This window comes from Desulfamplus magnetovallimortis, from assembly GCF_900170035.1.
Classification (GTDB): domain Bacteria; phylum Desulfobacterota; class Desulfobacteria; order Desulfobacterales; family Desulfobacteraceae; genus Desulfamplus; species Desulfamplus magnetovallimortis.
In genome coordinates this window covers 87,362-104,062 of record NZ_LT828551.1, presented here as the reverse complement: position 1 = coordinate 104,062, position 16,701 = coordinate 87,362, and the positions used below count along the sequence as shown (strand labels likewise).

The 16,701-nt window shown below is 40.7% G+C and carries 11 protein-coding genes and 1 pseudogene; 5 read left to right on the top strand and 7 right to left on the bottom strand.

Annotated features, from left to right (window positions below):
* Positions 1–3,791, top strand: a 3,791-nt coding sequence (locus MTBBW1_RS18415) for a response regulator (RefSeq protein WP_186441466.1), incomplete at its 5' end; no start/stop codon positions are given.
* 207 nt (positions 3,792–3,998) lie between these two features.
* The gene (locus MTBBW1_RS18410; RefSeq protein WP_080805901.1) at positions 3,999–5,087 is read left to right on the top strand and encodes a response regulator; all 1,089 of its coding nucleotides are present in this window, start codon (positions 3,999–4,001) and stop codon (positions 5,085–5,087) included.
* A 257-nt stretch (positions 5,088–5,344) separates the two neighbouring features.
* Here MTBBW1_RS18410 and MTBBW1_RS18405 read toward each other — a convergent pair whose 3' ends face one another.
* Both MTBBW1_RS18405 and MTBBW1_RS18400 read right to left on the bottom strand, forming a co-directional pair.
* Entirely contained in the window at positions 5,345–5,845 is a 501-nt protein-coding gene (locus MTBBW1_RS18405; protein WP_080805750.1) for a PilZ domain-containing protein, read from the bottom strand.
* Between the two features lie 626 nt (positions 5,846–6,471).
* Positions 6,472–7,275, bottom strand: coding sequence for an alpha/beta fold hydrolase (locus MTBBW1_RS18400; RefSeq protein ID WP_087881800.1), 804 nt, complete (start codon positions 7,273–7,275; stop codon positions 6,472–6,474).
* A 300-nt stretch (positions 7,276–7,575) separates the two neighbouring features.
* Here MTBBW1_RS18400 and MTBBW1_RS18395 point away from each other — a divergent pair, with 300 nt between their 5' ends.
* Positions 7,576–8,118: a type I restriction enzyme HsdR N-terminal domain-containing protein gene (locus tag MTBBW1_RS18395; RefSeq protein WP_080805749.1), complete on the top strand. Its 543-nt coding sequence runs from the start codon at positions 7,576–7,578 to the stop codon at positions 8,116–8,118.
* Between the two features lie 477 nt (positions 8,119–8,595).
* Here MTBBW1_RS18395 and MTBBW1_RS18390 read toward each other — a convergent pair whose 3' ends face one another.
* Complete coding sequence (locus tag MTBBW1_RS18390; RefSeq protein WP_080805748.1) at positions 8,596–9,273, bottom strand: zinc ribbon domain-containing protein; 678 nt, start codon at positions 9,271–9,273, stop codon at positions 8,596–8,598.
* A 448-nt stretch (positions 9,274–9,721) separates the two neighbouring features.
* On the bottom strand, positions 9,722–12,289 hold the full coding sequence (locus tag MTBBW1_RS18385; RefSeq protein WP_186441464.1) for a penicillin-binding protein 1A: 2,568 nt from the start codon (positions 12,287–12,289) through the stop codon (positions 9,722–9,724).
* Between the two features lie 757 nt (positions 12,290–13,046).
* Between MTBBW1_RS18385 and MTBBW1_RS27860 the strand changes: the two genes are divergently transcribed.
* A complete protein-coding gene (locus tag MTBBW1_RS27860; protein ID WP_139786814.1) occupies positions 13,047–13,220 on the top strand; it encodes an Rpn family recombination-promoting nuclease/putative transposase in 174 nt (57 codons plus the stop codon).
* Between the two features lie 47 nt (positions 13,221–13,267).
* Positions 13,268–13,528 (top strand): hypothetical protein, encoded by a 261-nt coding sequence (locus MTBBW1_RS18380; protein WP_139786813.1) that lies wholly within the window; start codon positions 13,268–13,270, stop codon positions 13,526–13,528.
* Between the two features lie 139 nt (positions 13,529–13,667).
* On the opposite strand, the pseudogene MTBBW1_RS18375 reads toward MTBBW1_RS18380, so the two are convergent.
* The 3 genes and pseudogenes from MTBBW1_RS18375 to nadD form a co-directional block, all read right to left on the bottom strand.
* Positions 13,668–15,160: pseudogene (locus tag MTBBW1_RS18375) on the bottom strand (hypothetical protein); the annotation flags it as partial.
* Positions 15,161–15,314: 154 nt separating this feature from the next.
* Positions 15,315–15,782, bottom strand: a complete 468-nt coding sequence (gene rsfS, locus MTBBW1_RS18370) for a ribosome silencing factor (RefSeq protein ID WP_080805894.1) — start codon at positions 15,780–15,782, stop codon at positions 15,315–15,317.
* A gap of 16 nt (positions 15,783–15,798) precedes the next feature.
* On the bottom strand, positions 15,799–16,638 hold the full coding sequence (gene nadD / locus MTBBW1_RS18365; protein WP_080805742.1) for a nicotinate (nicotinamide) nucleotide adenylyltransferase: 840 nt from the start codon (positions 16,636–16,638) through the stop codon (positions 15,799–15,801).
* Positions 16,639–16,701: the final 63 nt, after the last annotated feature.

The window sequence follows — 16,701 nt, the reverse complement described above, 5'->3', positions numbered from 1 at the left end:
ATTTGAAGATAAATGGTGAAACTGACTATATGTTTGACCACAGGATAGGCATTGATCCCAAATATCCTGAAGCAATATCAATCGTAAACAAATGCCTTGCATCAATAACAGAGGATGAACACAGGGCAATTTACAGTAAATGGCTTGCGGTTGAGTATAAAAAAGGTGTTGACTATGCACTTATCTGGAAAATTGTCATAGCAGGTGGAGGTGTTATATTCCTTTTTATTTTCTGGAACAGAAAAATGGCCATGGAGATTGCAGGCAGACGAAAAGCTGAAGAGCAGTTTCAGGCAATGGCGGCAAATGTTCCCGGAGCTATTTTTCAGGCCACTATTTCACCGGAAGGTTTTTTTGAATTTTTGTATGTAAGTCCGGGAATGGAAACCCATTTTGGCCTTTCGCCGGAGGATTTGATCAATGGGAATAAATTGTTTGTAATGTCCGGCAATGATCAGGAGCGTTTTCAAAGGAGTTTAAAAGAATTTTCAAAAAATGTTCAAAAAATTGAATTTTCCGGCCAGATGACAATGGTAAAGGGAAAAACAAGGTGGGTACACATTGTTGCAAAGCCATCTCTGCACAAAAATGGTGAGATTCCACTCTACAATGGTCTGATGCTTGATATAACTTTAAGAAAGCTTGCTGAACAGGAGAGACTTGCAAGTGAAAGAAAAATCTCTGCAATGAGTCAGGCCATGGATGATGGACTTGTTATGATTGACAGCCTGGGAAAAATACTTTTCTGGAATAGTGCTGCAGAGCGGCTTTTTGGTTATAGTGCTGATGAGGCAACAGGAGCTGATTTCCATTCCATTGCAACACTGCCTGATATTCAGCAGCAGGCCATAAGAGGATTAAAAGAGTTTGCAAAAAGCGGTCAGGGGAATGTCTTTGGTTCAACCATGCAGAACAAAGCCATAAAAAGAACCGGAGAGATTTTTCCTGTTGAGGTGACACTTTCTTCATTTCAGGTGGATGACGAATGGTTTGCAGTTGGTACTATCCGTGATATTACGGAGAGAAAAAGATCAGAAGACAAATTGAAAGCCCATATGGAAGATCTGGAGAGATTCAACCGCCTCACCATAAGCCGTGAGGAGCGGATGATTGAGCTGAAGGAGCTTATCAGACGAGGAGATCAAGCCCATGGCAATGGAGATAAACATGAATTTGGTGGTGTTGCCAATGGGTTCCCAGATGGTGCTACCCATGAGTCGTCATATTATGGATTACAGTATGACCATACAACAGATTCAGCTATATCTGAAAAAGTCAATATATGTGATGATGATGCCACTGAACAACTTGAAAGACAGCTTGAAGAGATGGCCAGATCAAGGCGGGCAATGCTCAATATCATGGATGATCTGGATGAGGCAAAAAAAGAGGCGGAGCTTGCAACAAAGGCCAAGAGCGATTTTCTTGCCAACATGAGTCATGAGATCCGAACTCCCATGAATGCAATTTTAGGGCTTACGCATCTTGCCATGAAAACAGATCTTAACCCAAGACAGATGGATTACATCTCAAAAACACATGCATCTGCCCAGAATCTGCTCGGGATCATCAACGATATCCTTGATTTTTCAAAAATAGAGGCTGGAAAACTTGAAATAGAGGTAATTGAATTTGATCTCAATGAAGTTTTGAATAATCTGGCAAGCCTTGTGACAATAAAGGCACAGGAAAAGGGCCTTGAGATGATTTTCAAAATGGATTCAGGGGTACCCAGGGCACTTATGGGGGATCCTCTGCGCCTTGGTCAGATTTTGTTGAATCTGAGCAACAATGCTGTGAAATTTACCGAAAAGGGTGAAATTGTAATCTCAATTGAGCCTGTTTTTGTGGAAGAAGATGCAGCAAAGATCCGATTCAGTGTCCGTGATACAGGCATTGGATTGACAAAAGAGCAGATATCAAGGCTTTTTCAATCATTCTCCCAGGCAGATACCTCCACAACCCGAAAATATGGAGGAACCGGTCTTGGCCTTACCATCTGTAAAAAGCTGACAGAGATGATGGACGGAGAGATTGGAGTTGAAAGTGAACCAGGAAAGGGGACAATTTTCTTTTTCACTGCAAAATTTGGCCGTCATAATCATGAAATAACGAAAAGGTTTGATGTTGTACCCGAGGCCATAAGGGGACTTAAGGTTCTTGTGGTTGATGACAATGATACGTTCCGCGATGTATTAAAGGAATACCTTGAGGTGTTCAAATTTGACGTGCATACAGCAGCCTCGGGTATGGAGGCCATCAGGAAAATAAAAACAGATCACTATCAACTGCTTTTTATTGACTGGCAGATGCCTGGTATGGATGGGTTTGAAACTGTCCAACGCATCAACTCAGATAAATCTTTGCAGGCCCATAATCCGCTTCCCAAAATCATCATGGTGACAGGACATGGAAGGGAAGATGTCATGAATCAGGCTCAGAAAGTCAATCTTGACGGTTTTCTTTTAAAGCCTGTTACACATTCCCTGCTTTTTGACTCTATCATGGAGGCATTTGGTCAGGGCAATGAACAAATGGGAGGCTACCATTCAGAAAAAGATCTTTATGTTGTCAAAGAGCTTGACCAGATAAGGGGAGCCCGTATTCTTCTGGTGGAAGACAATGAAATTAACCAGCAGGTGGCTTTGGAGCTACTCAGTGAAAAGGGCTTTCATGTAACTTTGGCAAATAATGGCAGTGAGGGTGTGGACCAGGTTGTCAAAAGTGCTTCAGGAACCCTTTTTGACCTGGTACTGATGGATCTTCAGATGCCGGTCATGGATGGCTATACATCAACAGCGCATATTCGTAAGATAGAAGGGGAGGCTGGTAAGGTTCCCATAATTGCAATGACCGCTGATGCAATGATAGGCGTAAGAGAGCATGTCATTGAACAGGGTATGGATGACTATGTAAGCAAACCCATTGATCCGGCATTGCTGTTTGATGCTCTGATCCGGTGGATAAAGCCTGGGCAAAGGGAAAAAAGCTCATATCCTGTTGATGTCTCTTATAATATGGATGGGGGCATTAGCTATGGAAACCAAGAACTAAAAGGATCTTTAAAGAAAAATCACGCCGGAGATTTTCATATTTTGCCTAAAACTGAAGATTTAGAAAAGGTAACTTTTTCCAAGGCAACTTCAGGAAACCTAACTTTTTATGACAACTTCACAAAAGCCCTTGAGCCTTTGATCAATACCGCCACAGGGCTTTCAAGGGTAAATAATAACCATGATCTATACAGCAGGCTTTTAATGAAATTTCATGATGATCATCTTGATATTATGAAGAGGATAAATGATGCTGTTAATTCAGGTGACCAGGAGCTTGCTGTTAGGCTTGTCCATACTGTGAAAGGGGTATCTGGTACCATTGGGGCTGTTTCACTTCAGGAGAAGGGCGCCTTGCTTGAACATGCTTTAAAGTCAGATTTCAATAGTGATAACAGCAAACTTGTAAATGAATTTGGTGATGCCATGCAAGAGATTCTCAAGTTGCTGGAGATGGCCCCTTCATTGCAGGCAAATGTTGATAAAGATGGAAACAGCACACCTTCTGAAATATCCGATCCGTCCAGATTGCTTGAGTTGCTTGAAGAACTTCAGCCCCATGTTGCAAAGCGTAAACCCCAGCCATCAAAAGAGTTGATGCAGAAGATAGCTTCACTGAAATGGCCGGACGATCTCTCAATTTCCGTAAAGGAGCTTGAAAAGCTGATTGGCAAGTACAAGTTCAAAGATGCATTGCAATCTGTGGAGGATTTGAAAATAAAGCTTCAAAAAAATTAATAATAACAAAGCCTTTAATGTGCTAACTTTTTATATTAAAGTCTCAGTAAGTGGCTGTTTTAAAAAAGACTTTCATCTCTTCGATTGTGGCGGAGAACCGTCATGAACGTTTTATAAGAAAGTCCCCGTGGTTAAAGGTTTTTTTAAGGACTTTCATGCTTCGTTGTGGCAGATGGAACTGCCATGGCCGTTATAGGAAAATTTTTTATGGAACTTTCAGAATTTATTGTAATGGTTGTTGATGATACCGAGACCAATATTGATGTTCTTGTGGAAACCCTTGGAGATCAATATGATGTCAGGGTGGCAATGGATGGTGAAACAGCACTGGAAGCCGTGGCTGATGAAAAACCCGATCTGATTTTGCTTGATATAATGATGCCGGGTATGGATGGTTATCAGGTGTGCGAAGAGCTGAAATCAAATCCTGAAACAAGCAATATCCCTGTTATTTTTCTGACTGCAATGACTGAAACTCAGGATGAAGCCCGGGGCCTTGAGCTGGGAGCTGTGGATTATGTTACCAAGCCTTTCAGTCCTGATCTTGTCAAGGCAAGGGTTAAAAATCAGATTGAGTTAAAAAAATACAGGGATCACCTTGAAGATGTTGTAAAGGAGCGAACAAGGGAGCTTTTGTTGACCCAGGAGGTGACAATTGAGAGCATGGGAACCCTTGCAGAGTATCGTGATCCTGAAACAGGCGGACATATTAAACGTACCAGAAACTACGTTAAGAGGCTGGCCCAACATTTAAGTAAAAATCCCAAATTCGAACATCTCCTGGATGAAAAAGCCATTGACATACTCTACAAGTCAGCTCCGCTTCATGATATTGGCAAGGTTGGTGTTAGAGACAATATTCTGCTTAAACCCGGAAGGTTGACAGAAGAAGAGTTTGAAGAGATGAAATTGCACACTGTTTATGGACATGATGCCATTTTGATCAATGAAAAAAAACTTGGAGAAGGCTCATTTTTAAGTGTTGCAAGGGATATTGCACATACCCATCAGGAGAAATGGGATGGCAGCGGTTATCCCCGGGGACTGAAAGGAGAAGATATTCCATTGAGCGGAAGGCTCATGGCTCTTGCTGATGTCTATGATGCCCTGATCAGTAAAAGAGTTTATAAGCCCCCTTTTTCCCATCAAAAAGCTGTTGAGATAATAAAAGAGGGCAGGGGTTCTCATTTTGATCCTGATATGGTTGACGCATTTATGGAAATTGCAGAAGATTTTAGACAGATTGCCCTGGAGTATGCCGATTGTGAAGAGGAGCGTGAGATGTTGTCAAAATAGAACATTTCCGGGCAAAAAACTTTTAATGTTTTCGGCATGCATCATTTGCCGGTTTACACTTTTCCAATGGTAAAATAACCCAACGGTAGAGACACAATGCATTGCGTCTCTACTCCAGACAAGAATTGTAAAGTACTTTACCGTGAAAACACATTCCGTTTTCATGATCGGGGGTGGTCGAAGTCGCATCCGGCCATGACTGTTTAATCTGATATGAAGGATGCCAAATATTTTTATCAAAGTGTTCAACGGGTTAGTTACAAAACATTTCCGGAGAGGAACCTTGTAAGACTTGATCTGGATACACTTTTTTCAAGTTTCCCAATGCTCCAAAAACACTCGGTGCAAAGATGGAGATCATCATCTGTCCAGTGCAGATCTCTTTTCACAGGTGTACCGCACATATCGCAACGGTTACAGTCATAAAATTCGTCTGTGTGTCCCAGTACAACAGAGTGGCTCATGTACTGGATGCCTGCCTGGAAAGGTGTCTGGTAAAGGTCTCCTTTGTGTTTGATCCATTTTACCTTGCCGATATAAGCATCCCACTCATTTCCAGTGTAGCCGCTGTCAGGATTGCTTATATTTTTTATATAGATGGTTATGTCCTGAGATAAATTGTATCTAACTTCAATGCGCATTCCTCCCTGACTTATGTCACTTGCATGGGCTTCGTGGATATTTTCAGTGCTGTTCCAGGCCATAAGTAGAGGAATTTTACATTTATTTCGTATTGTTGACCGTTTATTAAATATCATGACAATTCCTTTCTTTTAAAAGAGTTTGGCCGAAAAAAATACCCTGAGTGTTCTTTCAAGGTTTGATTGCCGGGTAGAAAATGCATTGAACCTTTGAAATGCCTTAAAAGTCACCCGACACTTTAAACTTGAAGAGGCACTGAGCACCATTAATTCTATATAATTCCGGCATCCTTTATATCATACGTCACTTGGCAAGCATTTTACAGTCTGGGGATGAAAAGAGCGGAAAAGAGGTTGAAGAAGAGGTTCTTTCTCAGGAAAATTGAACCTGAAAAATGAAAAACTGAAATTGGTAAATGAAGTATTTTTAAATAATAATGCAATAATGGAATGAAGTCAAGTTATTCGCTTGTGATTATAATGGTTGTTTTGTAAATATTGTTTTAGACTTGTGCTGTTCAGTTTTCAATAACGCCCATGGCAGACCCATCTGCCACAACGCAACATGAAAGTCCTTAATAACGTATATGGCGGATTTCCGCCACAATCGAAAAGATGAAAGTCGTTTTAAAACAGGCTTTTACGGGGATTTTCTTATAACCAACATGGCGGTTCACCGTCACAATCGAAGAGTTGAAAGTCTTTATAAAAACAGCCATTTGCGGGGACTTTCATATAAAACCTTAAAATACGGGACTTTCATAAAGAAATGATGTCATTATATTTAAAACTTCATTTTTCTGCTGTATGTGTGGCGCATGTCCGCATTTTTTAACCATTGTTTTTACGCTTTTGCCGGAAACCTTATTTACAATGGTATCCACCTGTGCTGCTGTCCCATACTGATCATTTACCCCCTGTATTGCCATGACAGGAGATATTATTGATGGGAGAAGATATTCAATGTTCCAGTATTTGAAGTGTGGGGAGAGCCATGTATCTGACCATGCATGGAAAGTCTTTTCTGTTTTTTCACCATGATATTTTGTAAGTGACCCTAATGCCCCTTTTTCAAATGCTTTTAGAGCCTCTTCAATTCCCCGAATGGTTTCCGGTTCAACAAAAACGTGGGCTGCCTCTGTAATAACCCCTTTAAGACGGGCATTTTGTTCTGATGCGTAAATCAGCCCAATGCTTCCGCCGTCCGAGTGACCTACTATGAAAAAATCCTTTTGTGGAGGGATAATAAGATCAATTATTTCAGGCAGCTCCATAAGGGCGTATTCGTGCAGATAATTGATTGTCCGTGGTTTTGTAATATGGTTTGACAAGCCATATCCCTGGCGATCATAGATAACCCCCGGCCATTTGAGGCGGTTGCACAGAGCATGGGGAAAATCTTTCCACATTGCCATGCAGCCCAGACCTTCATGAAGAAAAATAAGATATGGGGTATCTTCCTCGTCAGATGAAGCACTCTTCGGTTCAATTATTTGATATGCAATGGATTGCCCATTTTTAAGTATTACTCTTTTTATATTTGACAATAAACCTACTCTCCTTTTACTGTACTTTGAAAAATTATCGGGTAAACCCTCATGGCCAAATGAGATTTCGGCCACCCCCGATCATGAAAACAGAAGGTGTTTTAACGGTAAACGGCATGATTGCGTATCAATCACCCCCAAGTATAAAAATGATAGTCATTTTCACGGTAAACGGTCATGGCCGTCATTCAGCCACCCCCGAATATGGAAAATTGTATCTATTCCCACGGTAAAAAAGGGCAATATTAATATACCCAAAAAATTGCTATGCCAAAATGTTTTTTTTAAGGAGTATTATATATGACACTTAAATTGATTGACTATATTACAGGTAAAGAGATCCCAGATGTTGGTGCTGAAGGCAATCGCCAGCTTTTTGAAAAATTTTTGGTGGAAGAGAGAGGGTTTTCAAAAAATGACATCAAAGTTGATTTTCCCATTACTGTTACAATAAAAGGGGAGCCATATCACTCAAAAATTGACATTGTTGTCTTTTGCAAAGATAAACCCCTTATGGCTGTGCGATGCATAGCAGGTTCCCTTGGATCATTTGAGAGGGAGATCCTTGCTGCTGCAAGGCTTTTTTATCATGGGCAGATTCCATTTTCCGTATCAACAGATGGTAAGGATGCGCTTGTCAGGGATGTGGTATCTGGAAAGCCTGTAGGAGAGGGGCTTGAGGCTGTTCCCGGCATTAATGCAGGCCTCAAGATTGTGGAAGATCATTCATACCCCGGGTTTCCTGATAAAAAACGAGACAAGGAGATGATTATCTTTCGTTCCTACGATATTGAAAGGCTGCATGAGGAGTGCGGTAATTCTGTTATGCAATTTAAAAAATAAGAAAAGTGGGCATCCTTCATATCAACCGGAAAGTGCTTTACACTTTTGGGGTCGTGACTCCCGATAAATGGGCATGATTCCCATGAAAGTGTAAAGTGGATAATGAAGGATGCCGAAAAGTGATAGATGAAGTTTATGAGGGTGGGCAGAGAATTTTCTGTCTGCCCTTTTTATTAACTCTGATATGATGAACCTGTAAAAGGTGCTATTTTACCGTGGAAATAGATACAAATTTCCATATTCGGGGGTGGCTGATCATCAGCCATGATCGTTTAAGATTATTTTTAACCATACTCAAGAGTCCTAACTTCTCAAATCCACCACCACATATTGTACTTTCAATTCTCTGAAAAATACTATCTGTGGTCTCCATTTAGAGAAGTTATGACTGACGAGAACCATAATATGCTGAAGTTATTATGGTTAATTCCTATTTAGGGCTTTTTGCGAGACATATCAAAAATATATTTTTGTTGTTTATCCCTTTGGCACATCCTTTTGACAGTGTTTGCAAAAGGTTGCACGTTGTTTAATAATTTCTGCACAATATGGACATTCCCTTGTAAAGTGACGGCTGTGCAGTTTCTTTATCGTCTTTTCAACGGTTTCCTGAAGTACTCTGCTTGGAAATTTGTGATTCAAAAGATGTTCAACAGCTTCAGTTCCTCCGATGTCTCCAACCATTTCTGCGGCCTTCTGCCTAACCCTTGGCGGGTTTCCTGGATGAAGAACCATTTTCAGTATCTCATCCCAGTCTCCAGCCATGTAGAGGTCAGTCAACATGGCAAAACCCTCTTTCATTGCCTCTTTGAAAGCTTCTCTTATTTCCATCTCATTGTTATCTAAGAGCTGACCCTTGCCTCCTATGGGGCTAAATACAGGCATGTACTCAAAATTATCTGAACCTGGAGTGTTGATGCATCTGTAGGATGCATTGAACTCCATGGTCTCCTTAAGGTTTTCCCATCCTTTTTTGTATGATGGGCATTCGTCATTGAAGCAGACAAACATATATGGTGTGCCCCAGCCAAGACCGTCACTGAAGTTTATTTCAGGAACTTCCCACAGATCCATTGCAGTATTACAGTGGGGGCAATTGGGTCTGTTCATTTCCATTAATCTTTGAAGAACTTCTTCTTTTGTTTCAAAAGCCATAATTATCTCCTGACCGCAAACATAAATGATGCAGTCTTTAAAAGTCCTGTTTAAGCATTTTTAAGTACCGTGAGTATAAATAAGTTGTTTTCATTCTTAATGAAAAACAGGATTCAATTTGCTCTGGTATTTAAAATACACGGTCATGGCTGCCATCCAGCCACTCCCGAATATGGAAAATTGTATCCATTGCCACGGTAAAAATGCCCTTTATCCGGCATGCTTCATTTCCCGCTTTACACTTTCAATTACACTAATCCCGTTTTGCGGGAAGCTCATCTAAAAAAGTGTAAAGACCTTCTGAGGTCATATGAAGGATGCCCTTTATCCGGACATTAAATTTAAGTACAAAAAATAGATTGTCAATTAAGGGATGATTAAACTGTAAACCCACTTTTTTCTTAGAGCCAAATAATTCTTAAACAGGCTCTTAAGTCTTGCTTATCCTCTAAATGTCAGATTTGAAAAGATCATCTGGTCTGGTGAGATCGTTTTCCGAAGGAGTCGTTTGATTGGGAACTGTACCCTCTTTAAAGCATTCATATATAATTTCTTCAGATGCGGAAGAGGGGAGAAGTCCTGTTTTTGCATCCACTTTGGCAAATACAACACCTTCCGGTACTGTAAATGTTTTTACAGGTTTTCCATCAAGGGCACCCTGCATGTAGTCAAGCCATATGGGGCTTGCCGATCTTGAGCCTGTCTCGCCTTTTCCCAGTGATTTTTCAAGATCAAATCCAACCCATACGCCTGTGATGTATTCGGGTGTAAACCCTATGAAAAGTGCATCATGCAGATTGTTGGTGGTTCCTGTCTTGCCGGCAGCCGGACGTTCAAGCGCTTTTACCCTCCATCCTGTTCCCGAGGTTATCACACTTTCAAGAATGTTTGTCATTATGTAAGCTGTGCTCTCCTCTATCACCTGCCTGCGGTTAAGGTCGGCCTGTTCAAGGGTTGAACCTTCCCTGTCCTCAATCCTTGTAATAAAAACCGGTTCCACAAAATATCCAAGATTGGCAAAAACCGAATAGGCGTTGACAAGCTCCAGAAGAGAGAGACCTGCAGAACCAAGGGACATCGCAAGATTCCGGCCTATTGGAGATGTTATACCCAGTTTTCTGGCATATTGAATTACATAATCCATTCCTATGTCCTGGACAATTTTAACTGTCACAACATTTCGTGATTTTACAAGAGCGTGCCTGAACAATGTTGGACCATAGAACCTTTCACTGTAGTTGTGTGGTTTCCAAAGTTTGTCTGAGGAATCATCAAAAACAATTGGAGAATCAATAATCACAGATGCTGCAGTATATCCCCTGTCAAGTGCGGCAGCATAAATAATGGGCTTGAATGCAGAGCCAGGCTGGCGGCTTGACTGGATTGCTCTGTTAAACTGGCTGTTCAAATAGTTTCTTCCACCGATCATGGCCTTGACAAGACCGGTTTCTGCCTCAATACTTAAAAGTGCTGCTTCTGCGGCAGGCTCTTGCTCAAGGGAAAAGATCCATTTGGCAGGGGGCTGTTTTATTTTTTCCTTGGTTTTACTCTTTTCTTCCTCTTTATTAATGGTACTTTTTTTTGCGTCTTTATTGCTGTTTGCGTCAATATCATTACTGTTTTCAGGTTCTTCATACTTTTTAACAGCTTTTACAAGTATAACATCTCCCACTTTGAAAACCTGGGAGGGTTTTTTGATTTTTACGATTCCCGGCCCCACTTCAGGGTTTGGCTTCCTTGCCCATGAAATATCTTTAATATCAATGGTGCCGGTATATTCTCCCACCACTGCCTGTGTTATCTTTTTCTTGTCATTGACTTCAACAACAACAGCTTTGTAAACAGTGTCTTTTTGGAGTTCTTTCCCATTAAGGGATTTGCTGCTATCCTTTATATACTCCTCCATTGCTGTTTTGGAGTCTGTAGAGACAAGGTTTTTAATAGGGCCTCTGTAGCCCTGGCGTCTGTCAAGATCATAAAGTCCGGTTACAACAGCTTTTCTGGCAATTTTCTGCAAAGGGACATTAACTGCTGTATGGATTTTAAGTCCCTGGTGATATAGTGCATCTTCACCATATTTTTCAACCACATATCTTCTGACATGCTCGGTGTAGCATGGTACGCTGTCAATGAACCAGTTTTTACGGGGATGAATATCCAGAGCAGTATTCATGGCATTTTTTACATCTTCCGCTGTAATGTATCCCTCTTCATGCATTCTTGTCAGAACATATTGCTGACGCTGTGTTGCACGATCAGGATAACGGAATGGAGAGTATCTGCTCGGCGCCTGTGGCAATCCTGCAAGCATGGAGCACTCAGCAAGGTTCAGCTCTTTTACATGTTTGCCGAAATAGTTTTCTGCTGCTGCCTCAACCCCATAGGCTCCGTGGCCGAGGTATATCTGGTTAAGGTAAAGATAAAGGATCTCGTCCTTGGAAAAATTTTTCTCAATGCGGTAGGCCAGTATAGCTTCTCTTATTTTCCTTTCATATGTTCTTTCAGGTGTAAGCAGAAAAGATTTGGTCACCTGCTGGGTAATTGTGCTACCACCCTGAACAATGGCGCCTGCTTTCAGATTTTTTATAAATGCCCTGAATATACCCACAGGGTCAACTCCGACATGTTCCCTGAAACGAGAATCTTCTGCTGCCACAAATGCATTCTTGAGGTTTTCCGGCATATCAGAGAGAGGAACAACAATGCGCCGCTCTTTATAAAACTCTCCAATTTTTGTACCATCATCTGAAAAAACACTGCTGACAGTTGATGGACGGTAATCTCTGAGGCCATTTATCTGGGGAAGGGTTTTGGTGATATGAAGATAAACCAGAAATCCCCCTGCACAGGCTGCACATACAGATAAAAAGCCTGTAATAAGTATTGTTATTAACAGCCATCTGAAGGTGGTTGCAAAGATTCCACGTTTTGCCTTGTTCTGTGGCATCGCCTTGATTGCTTTTTGTTTGCGCCCCATCTGTTCCAGGGTGAAGCTGTCTCGTTCAGGTATTTCCATAAAGGTTTTCAACACTTTTATTTTGACGGTTAACCGTCATGTTTTTTTAATTTGCAAATTCTTGTCTTTTAATGTTTTGATACTTTAATGCTTTGTTGGTGCAGATGAGTCTGCCAGGGCAGTTGTTGCTTGTGCAGTACTTGCCTTGTCAATTTAATTTGGCAAGATAGCATAATAAGATAAAGCAGAAAAGCTCCTTTTTTTGTGAGTTGATCATGCATGTTAATATCGTAACTTGTTTTTCATTTTATGCCTGTATTGACATGATATATTCTCAAAGTTGACACCTATGATCTTGTAAGCCTTGTCAACAGTATCTGAATCAAGATTCCCAAGATTAACAAAGATAAGGCAGGATTATCTATCCTGAACATCCTATCCATCCTGGTTATCCTGATTCAGATAAATGCAATATCTTCTGAAAAAGCAATAAGATGTCGATTTTGAGTAAATTAATAGCATAGAAAATTCCATTTTATCGTCTGCAAAAGCAAGTGCTTAGGAAAAATCAGCACAAAGGGCGCTAAGTTCATATGTCAGAGTTGCCTTAAAAAATATAAGGATTTTTGGCATCTTTCATATCACCCCAAAAGTGCTTGACTCTTTCTGGATCGGAATTCTTGAAAAATCCCCATGCTATTTTGTTAAACTGCAATTAAGCATCAGCATGAGATTCACTTTTGTTTGTCATTTCATCTGTTGATGTTTATAATCACATTGAATATCCTATGGAACATCGAAAGCCCTGGAGTTTAACATGAAGAAAGTGAAAACGCCCCACGACAATCTGTTCCGTGAAACCTTCAGCCGTAGGGAGAATGCGTTGAGTTTCATAAAGACATATCTCTCCCCTGTGCTACTTGAGGCTGTTTTGTGGCTGTTTTCAAATATCTGTTTAATTCCATTGAGGGAGTTCTGGCTGAAGATTTAAAAAATATTGTGGAACATTCACTTTCAAAAAAAGAAGGAGGGTTGGTCATGACACTGGCTGAAAAACTTCGGATGGAAGGTAGGGAAGAAGGAGAGATCATAGGTATTGAAAAAGGAGAGATCATAGGTATTGAAAAAGGAGAGATCATAGGTATTGAAAAAGGTGAAGTGATAGGAAGAATTCAGCTTTATCATGAAATACTGGGGGAAATCGTTCCGTCAAAAGAGAAATTGAGTCTCAATTCCATTGAAATATTGAGGGATATGCTAAAAGAGATAGAAAAGAGATGGATGAACGTTGCATCTTAAATAAAGCAGAATAACACTGTCCATGATAAGCCAGCTACTCCGTTTCTCCGGCTTCAGAGTGTCTGTATTGCATGACCCAGTCAACTTTAATATCTTATAGTGGCATCGAATTGGGCTCTGAGACAGACCTGTATGCTTAAAACAACGGCGTTCCTGTCATGTCTGCTGGTTGTTCAAGTCCCATTACCTTTAAAACAGTGGGAGCAATATCTCCAAGTATCCCGTTTTTTATTGCAACTTTACTTTGTGCATATTTTTCTCCGGCGAGGATGAATCTCACAGGGTTTAAAGTGTGGGCTGTGTGGGGATTGCCTTCAGAGTCCTTCATCTGTTCCGCATTGCCGTGGTCGGCGGTGACCATTGCCGTTCCGCCGGTTGACCATATTGCTTCCAAAACTTTTTTAACGCACTCATCAACTGTTGAGCATGCTTTGATTGCAGCATCGAGATTACCGGTGTGACCCACCATATCCATGTTTGCAAAGTTGAGGACAATAAAACGGAATCTGCCACTATGTATCATTTCGCAAGCTTTGTCTGCAACTTCTCTTGCACTCATTTCAGGTTTTTCGTCATAGGTTCTGACCTCCCTTGGAGAGGGTATCAATACTCTCTCTTCAAGGGGGAAAATTTTTTCATCACCGCCATTAAAAAAATATGTAACATGTGCATACTTTTCCGTTTCAGCAATTCTCAGTTGTGAAAGTCCATGGCTGCTAATCACTTCTCCAAGGATATTGTCAAGGCGTTGGGGTGTAAAAATGACAGGGAACTGAAATGACTCCTCATACTGTGTCATGGTAAGAAAGCGTTTTGGTTCAAGTATGGTTTCCCTTTTAAAAAAGGTAAATGTAGCAGGCTCTTCTGTAAGGGAGCGGCTGATCTCCCTTGCCCTGTCTGCTCTGAAATTGAAGAATATAACAGCATCGTTTTCTTTTATAACAGCAATTTTTTTTCCTTCCATTTCAGAATTTTCACCATGTGCACAGGATATTACTATGGATGTGGGCTTTACAAACTCATCGGTTTCTCCTGCTTCATATGCTGCATTGATGGCTTCAAGTGGATCATTTGCTGTTTTTTCCGATCCCCGTGTGTAAAGATTGTACGCAGCCTCAACTCTTTCCCATCTTGTATCTCTGTCCATGGCATAAAACCTGCCGCAGATGGTGGCAATTTTACCTTTACCTTTTTCTTAAGAAATGACTGAAGTTGTTCAAGGTAGCCAAAGCCGCTTTTAGGTGGGGTGTCTCTGCCATCTAAAATGGCATGAATATATATATTGTCAATGCCAAAATCACAGGCCATGTCAATCAGGGAAAACAGGTGGGTTATGTGGCTGTGTACTCCACCATCTGAAAGAAGTCCCATCAGATGAAGAGCATTACCTTCATTTTTAAGGGTTTGCATGGTATTGACAAGGGAAGGTATGGATAAAAAGGATCTGTCGGAAATGGCATTATTTATTCTGACAAGATCCTGAAAGACTTTTCTGCCTGCACCTATATTCATGTGCCCGACTTCAGAATTGCCCATAATACCATCCGGAAGCCCCACAGCATTACCGGAACATAGAAGCTCTGAGGATGGATAGCTTAATTCAAGCATTTTCAGAAAAGGTGTGCCTGACATTGCAACAGCGTTGTCATCTGTAAAGGGGTTTTTCCCCCATCCATCAAGAATTACAAGGGCATCCACTCTATGGTCACAGTTTCTTTTTTGATCTCTATTATCATTTGTCATTAATTTTGGACCTTTTTATCTTATTAGATCAATTCTGAGCCTTTTATGCCTCTGCTATATCTAACAGTTCAAGGCGGGGAGCATCGCTCCAAAGTCCTTCAATATTATAAAAGTCACAGGTCTCTTTGTTGAAGATATGTATAATGATGTCCCCAAAATCCAGAAGAGCCCAGTTACCTTCTTTTAAGCCTTCAACACCAAGGGGCATATTGCCGGTTTTTTTCATTTCTGTATAAAGGTGCTCTGCAATTGAAGCTGCCTGGCGCTGGGACGACGCTGTAACCACAACGATAACATCTGCGTATGATGTAAGTTCCCTGACATCAATTGCTGTTATATTAAGAGCCTTGCGTTTTGCAATTTCCCTGATAAATGGAGAAAGACGACTTTTTAGTATTGAAGATTCATCATTGTTAGAATCTTTTTTTCCCGCAGAATCGTTTTTTGCAGATTGATGAGCAGAGAGGCCTGGGTTTGCTTCTTTAGTGAGCTCATTTTCTTCTGATTCCATCAATACTTCTTTATATTCAGTTGTCAAAATAGAGTCCTTTTTCTATAATTATTTTTTCCACAAAAGGTGGGACAAGTCCGGTTATTGTTTGATGATTTTTTAGCATTTGTCGGATTTTTGTGGAAGAGATTGGAATTGCAGGCACCTTGCAGATGTGAACAGGTCTGAAATCTGGAGCGCTGTTTGTAAAGGTATATTTGCCTGTAGGTGAATCATTTGAGTTTAAAGGCGGTATATATTGATAACCTGATGATATTACACTGTGAAGAAACAATTCAATATCCTTGAGCTTTCTTTTATCACCTGCCCGGGTCATAATAATTGTACTTGTCTCCCTGAATATACTCCTGACATCTTTCCAGGTTTCCATTTCAAAAAAAGCATCTGTTCCAATGATAAAAAATAGATTGACATTATCATTTGGTATATCCACGATATCTACATCTACATCTACATCTACATCTACATCTACATCTACATCTACATCTACATCTACATCTACATCTACATCTACATCTACATCTACATCTACATCTACATCTCCCGATGTCTCTGCCTTTTTAGAGAGGCATTTTTCAAATTTAAATTGTTTTATGGTGTCAATGCTGAAAGATTTTCCCTGGCGCTTAAGTTCAATATCAGAAGCTGTGATTCCGGAAAGTTCATTGACAGCTCCTTTGACCATCTGGAAACGAAGAGTAGCAGGTACAAGGTTTCCTGATGGTTTATGAGGCGGGATGGCAGAAGGAATCAGATGGATTATGTCAAGATCAAAGATTTTTTTAACAAATATAACAACTTCTATATGACCATTATGAAGCGGATTAAATGTGCCTCCAAACAGGCCGACATTCATACTCTCCCCTCTTGCGTCTTTTATTGCCGGATATGTCCGTTACCCCGAACGATGATCTCAAAG

What these genes read in the sequence shown, in the direction of transcription:
- MTBBW1_RS18410 (WP_080805901.1), top strand. Translation starts at nt 3,999, where the DNA reads ATGGAACTTTCAGAATTTATTGTAATGGTTGTTGATGATACCGAGACC.
- MTBBW1_RS18405 (WP_080805750.1), bottom strand. Translation starts at nt 5,845, where the DNA reads ATGATATTTAATAAACGGTCAACAATACGAAATAAATGTAAAATTCCT.
- MTBBW1_RS18395 (WP_080805749.1), top strand. Translation starts at nt 7,576, where the DNA reads ATGACACTTAAATTGATTGACTATATTACAGGTAAAGAGATCCCAGAT.
- MTBBW1_RS18390 (WP_080805748.1), bottom strand. Translation starts at nt 9,273, where the DNA reads ATGGCTTTTGAAACAAAAGAAGAAGTTCTTCAAAGATTAATGGAAATG.
- MTBBW1_RS18385 (WP_186441464.1), bottom strand. Translation starts at nt 12,289, where the DNA reads ATGGAAATACCTGAACGAGACAGCTTCACCCTGGAACAGATGGGGCGC.
- MTBBW1_RS27860 (WP_139786814.1), top strand. Translation starts at nt 13,047, where the DNA reads ATGAAGAAAGTGAAAACGCCCCACGACAATCTGTTCCGTGAAACCTTC.
- MTBBW1_RS18380 (WP_139786813.1), top strand. Translation starts at nt 13,268, where the DNA reads ATGACACTGGCTGAAAAACTTCGGATGGAAGGTAGGGAAGAAGGAGAG.
- rsfS (WP_080805894.1), bottom strand. Translation starts at nt 15,782, where the DNA reads ATGGAATCAGAAGAAAATGAGCTCACTAAAGAAGCAAACCCAGGCCTC.
- nadD (WP_080805742.1), bottom strand. Translation starts at nt 16,638, where the DNA reads ATGAATGTCGGCCTGTTTGGAGGCACATTTAATCCGCTTCATAATGGT.